Origin of the sequence: Thermosynechococcus sp. OHK43, assembly GCF_014466085.1 — a bacterium.
GTDB lineage: Bacteria > Cyanobacteriota > Cyanobacteriia > Thermosynechococcales > Thermosynechococcaceae > Thermosynechococcus.
This window is the reverse complement of sequence record NZ_JACOMP010000095.1, coordinates 1-4,498: the sequence shown is the minus strand read 5'-3', so window position 1 is coordinate 4,498 and position 4,498 is coordinate 1. Positions and strand designations below refer to the sequence as shown.

Annotated in this window: 5 protein-coding genes and 1 pseudogene; 5 read left to right on the top strand and 1 reads right to left on the bottom strand. The window is 56.3% G+C overall.

Annotated features, from left to right (window positions below; all coding sequences use genetic code 11):
• The 3 genes and pseudogenes from H8Q75_RS04020 to H8Q75_RS04010 form a co-directional block, all read left to right on the top strand.
• Positions 1 to 430 (top strand): annotated as a pseudogene (locus H8Q75_RS04020) (serine/threonine protein kinase); the annotation flags it as partial.
• 10 nt (positions 431 to 440) lie between these two features.
• Positions 441 to 1,196, top strand: coding sequence for an MBL fold metallo-hydrolase (locus H8Q75_RS04015; RefSeq protein WP_024123971.1), 756 nt, complete (start codon positions 441 to 443; stop codon positions 1,194 to 1,196).
• 2 nt (positions 1,197 to 1,198) lie between these two features.
• Positions 1,199 to 1,690: a phosphate-starvation-inducible PsiE family protein gene (locus tag H8Q75_RS04010; RefSeq protein WP_024123970.1), complete on the top strand. Its 492-nt coding sequence runs from the start codon at positions 1,199 to 1,201 to the stop codon at positions 1,688 to 1,690.
• Here the strand turns inward: H8Q75_RS04010 and H8Q75_RS04005 are convergent.
• On the bottom strand, positions 1,667 to 2,527 hold the full coding sequence (locus tag H8Q75_RS04005; protein ID WP_365970662.1) for a prephenate/arogenate dehydrogenase: 861 nt from the start codon (positions 2,525 to 2,527) through the stop codon (positions 1,667 to 1,669). The two genes, H8Q75_RS04010 and H8Q75_RS04005, sit on opposite strands and share 24 nt — an antisense overlap.
• A 154-nt stretch (positions 2,528 to 2,681) precedes the next feature.
• Here H8Q75_RS04005 and H8Q75_RS04000 point away from each other — a divergent pair, with 154 nt between their 5' ends.
• Together H8Q75_RS04000 and H8Q75_RS03995 are read left to right on the top strand one after the other, a co-directional pair.
• The gene (locus tag H8Q75_RS04000; RefSeq protein ID WP_041428869.1) at positions 2,682 to 3,809 is read left to right on the top strand and encodes an HhoA/HhoB/HtrA family serine endopeptidase; all 1,128 of its coding nucleotides are present in this window, start codon (positions 2,682 to 2,684) and stop codon (positions 3,807 to 3,809) included.
• Position 3,810: 1 nt separating this feature from the next.
• Positions 3,811 to 4,498 (top strand): phospholipid carrier-dependent glycosyltransferase (locus tag H8Q75_RS03995; RefSeq protein ID WP_297040708.1); only part of this gene is annotated, 688 nt, incomplete at its 3' end.

Below are 4,498 nucleotides of genomic sequence, written 5' to 3'. Positions count from 1 at the left end.
TTCGGTGCCGATACCGTCTCCCAAAGGGGCACCCCCTGCAAAGGCGAGACCACCGCGGCGGCCTCCTCCACCCTTACCCGCCTTCAAAATTCTCATGGGGGCGGGCTTTACGGGCTTTGAAATGGCGGCGTTGGGGGTGATGGTTTCCAGCTTAATGACCAGTTGGCAATTACCCCTTGGGGTCAGTGCTGGTGTGATTGGGGGGGTGTTTGCCCTCTTGGTATTTATGCAGCTCAAAGGCTGGATTGAACACTGGGAACAATTGATCATTGGGACATTGTCAGGGGCGGCTCTTTTCTTTTTTCCTTCCTTGCAGGCGGGATTGGGGGGACCGACGGCCCTGCTCATGTGTGGTTTAGTCGGCTTAGGTTGCGTTGTTGTCGGTAACATCTTTTTGTTGATTTACAACGTTTTGGCGCAGTTCTTGTAGGAGCGGAGCTATGCAGTTAATGTGGCTGGAGAGCAATACGTGGTTGTGGAAGCTGGGTTCTACAAGGGTTCTGGTTGATCCGTGGTTGGTGGGCCCGCTCACCTTTGGCAATACCCCCTGGCTATTTCAGGCGGAGCGATCGCGCCCCTGTGCCATGCCGAGCGATGTGGATATCATTTTGCTCTCCCAAGGACTCCCGGATCACTGCCATGAGCCTACCCTCCGTGCCTGCGATCGCGCCCTACCAGTCATTGCCTCCCCCAGTGCCGCCAACGTTGCCCAGAGTCTTGGCTTTGAAACGGTGATTTCCCTTAGCCCCCACCAAACCCATACCTACCGCGATCTGGCCATCCAAGCCACCAAGGGTGCCAGTATCGGCCCCACTCAACAGGAAAATGGGTACATTCTGCGCTGGGGTACCCAAAGTCTCTACTATGAACCCCACGGCTCTCATGATCCGTGGCTGCGCAGCTATGGCAAGGTGGATGTGGTGATTACCCCCCTATTGGATGTGTGTTTACCCCTGGTGGGGGCGATTCTCAAGGGGGGCAAAATAGCATTGGAATTGGGGCAATGGCTACAACCGAAGGTCATGATCACGACAGCGGGCAATGGCAGCCTCCGCCTTCAGGGATGGCTACCGCGACTACTCTCGGTTCAAGGAACCCTTGAGGAATTACAAGGGTCGTTTCAGCGGCTTGGACTCAGCACTCGTTTGGTGGAACCAGTGGCCTACACTCCCCTTGTTCTGCTGGCTGAGGCTTAGGAATGCGACGCTGGTTGCGGTCTTTGATTGACCTTGGGCAACAGGTCGTCATTCTGCTTCAGGACAATCAGCGATTTTTGCACCTTCTCAGCCGGATTGAAGGCATAGCAACGCGGGTGCTGGCGATCGGGATGCTGCTGGTGGTCATCGTCGCCATTATTGATTTGGGGCGGATTTTGACGGTAGAGCTACTCTCACCCCCCCTGGGGCAGTTTAGCTTGGAACTGGTGAAAATCTTTGGCCTCTTTCTCAATGTTCTGGTGGCATTGGAAATTCTCGAAAACATCACGGCCTACCTGAAAACCCATGTCTCCTCCCAGATTGTTGAGCTGGTGATTGTTACCTCCCTGATTGCCATTGCCCGTAAAATCATCATTCTGGATATTAGCCAACCAGAAACGGTGGCAAAGCTCCTGGGGCTGGCGATCGCCATCTTGGCCTTGTCTGCCAGTTACTGGATTGTGCGTCGTCTAAACTATCGGCGGCGTCCCTGAGGGATAGACCTGCTCACGGTAAGCTTTGGCCTGCTCTAAGGCTCTTTGCAGGTGCTCCCAGTCCTCCTGCTCCACTTGGCGAATCAGATCATCAAGGGTGGCACGGTAGCGAATCAGGCAGTGGCGCAGGGCAGCGCGGTTATATTCCGCCATCATCCGTCCCAACTCTGGGTTACCACCCCCAACGCGGCTGGTATCGCGAAAGCCAGAGCTAGCCAACTGCTGGGCCAGCGTCCGAATTGGCTCATTGGCTTCTTGGGCATTAGCGAGAATCAGGGCTGCACTCACCAGTACGGGGAGGTGGGATATCCAAGCAACGGCGCGATCGTGATCCGATGGGGTGGCATAGAGCAGCTTTGCCCCGAGATCATTGACCACGCCAGCGACACAGTCAATGGCAACACTTTGGGTGTGCAGGGTGGGGGTGAGAACATAGGGAGCATTCTCAAACAGATGAGCTTGGGCCGCTTCAATGCCGGATTCTGCGGTACCGGCCATCGGGTGACCACCGACATAGCGTGGCCAGAGTTTTTCGAGGGCGGGGACGATCTCTCCCTTGACGGATCCCACGTCCGTCAGCACCGTTTCTGGACTGAGATAGGGGATGATCTCAAGTGCAACAGGAAGGATGCTGCCGATAGGGGGGCAGAGAAACACCAGATCAAGGGCACGCAAAGTTTGCGGCTCCGTACCGCCCCAGTCAATGGCTCCCCTGGCGATCGCCCGCTCGCAGGTTTCAGGGCGCCGACTCAGCCCCACCACGTAGTGCCCCTTGGCCCGCAGATCAATGCCCAGCGACCCACCAATCAGTCCCAGCCCGACAATACCAATGCGCAGCATCCCGCCTCTAACCTAAACACCTTTCCAATTGTGACCTTATTCTTGTTCTGAGGGATATTCTCCGCCGCTGCACATTTGTGCTTTGGCTTCACAGCCAGCGGAGATAGCTTCGATACAATCAGAAATAAATCTGTTGCGCTCTAGGCCATCCATGATGAAACGCCTTGCCCATTTACTTCAGCAGACCCTCAAATTTTGCCTTGGTCTTACCCTGGTTTGGTATCTGAATAGCAATACACCGGTGTGGGCAGCCGCAGCTCACCATAGTTTTGTAGCAGCTGCAGTAGAGCGGGTTGGGGATGCGGTTGTTCGCATTGATACTGAACGCACAATTGTGCGCACCCCCGATCCCCTCTTGAGTGATCCCTTCTTTCGCCAATTTTTCCCCGGTTTAGCCTTGCCCCCCCAAGAGGATCGGCTGCGGGGTCAAGGGTCAGGGTTCATCATTGATCCTAGTGGCATTGTCATGACCAACGCCCATGTGGTGAGTCAAGCCGATACGGTGACAGTGCGCCTCAAGGATGGCCGAGTCTTTGAGGGGGAAGTGCGCGGCGTGGATGAGGTGTCTGATCTAGCGATTGTCAAACTCAAAGGGGTCACCGAACCATTGCCCACGGCGCCCCTTGGTGATTCCAGTGAGGTGAAGGTGGGGGATTGGGCGATCGCTGTCGGCAATCCCCTTGGCCTTGACAACACAGTAACATTGGGGATTGTTAGTACACTCCACCGCTCCAGCGCTCAAGTGGGTATCCCCGATAAGCGCCTTGATTTTATTCAAACGGATGCGGCCATCAACCCCGGCAACTCGGGGGGACCTTTGCTCAATGAAGCGGGGGAAGTAATTGGCATTAATACCGCCATTCGTGCCGATGCCATGGGGATTGGCTTCGCCATTCCCATCAACAAAGCCAAAGCCCTGCAAACCCGCCTGATTCGGGGTGAGAAAATTCAACACGCCTACCTTGGCATTCAAATGACCACCTTTACGCCGGCAATGGCCAAGGAAAACAATGCTAACCCCAACTCACCCGTGATTCTGCCGGAAGTCAATGGCGTTCTTGTCCTACAGGTGTTGCCCAATACGCCTGCGGCAAAAGCTGGTCTGCGCTGGGGGGATGTGATTACCGCAGTAGATGGGGAACCGATTACCAGCGCCGATCAGTTGCAGAACATTGTCGATAGTGCCGCGGTGGGGCAAGTTCTGAATTTAACCGTTCAGCGGGGCGATCGCACTCAACGGATTGCGGTGCGGACAGCGGCGTTGCAGGGAGCGGCTTAAGATGCCCTTGGGGCTACTGCTGCTGTGGCTCTTTGCCCTTGCCACCCGCTTTTGGGGCCTGAGCCGCTTTCCCACCCTAGTGTTTGATGAGGTCTATTTTGCCCGCTTTGGCCGCCACTATCTTGCAGGTGTGCCTTTCTTTGATGCCCATCCCCCGCTGGGAAAATACCTGATTGCCCTGAGCATTTGGCTGGGGGGCGGCTTTCACCCTTGGGGCTATCGCTGGTTGAATGCGCTGATGGGATCGCTGATTCCCGTGGCAGTGGCAGTGTTGGCCTATCTCCTGACCCGGCGATCGCGCGTGGCGCTGTTATCGGGACTCTTCGTTGCCCTCGATGGCCTCTTTTTGGTGGAGTCCCGCTATGCTCTCATCAATATCTCCCTTGTGCTTTTTGGTGTGGTGGCACAGATTCTTTGGCTGTGGGGGTTGCGCCACCAGGGCAGGGGGCGATCGCTCTGGCTGATGGCCGCAGGGGTTGCCTTTGGCGCCTGTGGAGCTGTGAAGTGGAGTGGTTTGGGATTCTTGCTGGGGGTGGAGCTTTTCTGGGTTCTCCAGCAGAGGTTGCCGCTGGCCGCTGAGGGGAAGACGACCTACCAGTGGTGGCAGATGTGCCTGGTCCTGCCCCTGGTTGCCTTTGGCGCCTGTGGAGCTGTGAAGTGGAGTGGTTTGGGATTCTTGCTGGGGGTGG

Bases quoted from the DNA above. Each gene is read 5' to 3' on its own strand.
- H8Q75_RS04015 (WP_024123971.1), top strand. From the start codon at position 441: ATGCAGTTAATGTGGCTGGAGAGCAATACGTGGTTGTGGAAGCTGGGT.
- H8Q75_RS04010 (WP_024123970.1), top strand. From the start codon at position 1,199: ATGCGACGCTGGTTGCGGTCTTTGATTGACCTTGGGCAACAGGTCGTC.
- H8Q75_RS04000 (WP_041428869.1), top strand. From the start codon at position 2,682: ATGATGAAACGCCTTGCCCATTTACTTCAGCAGACCCTCAAATTTTGC.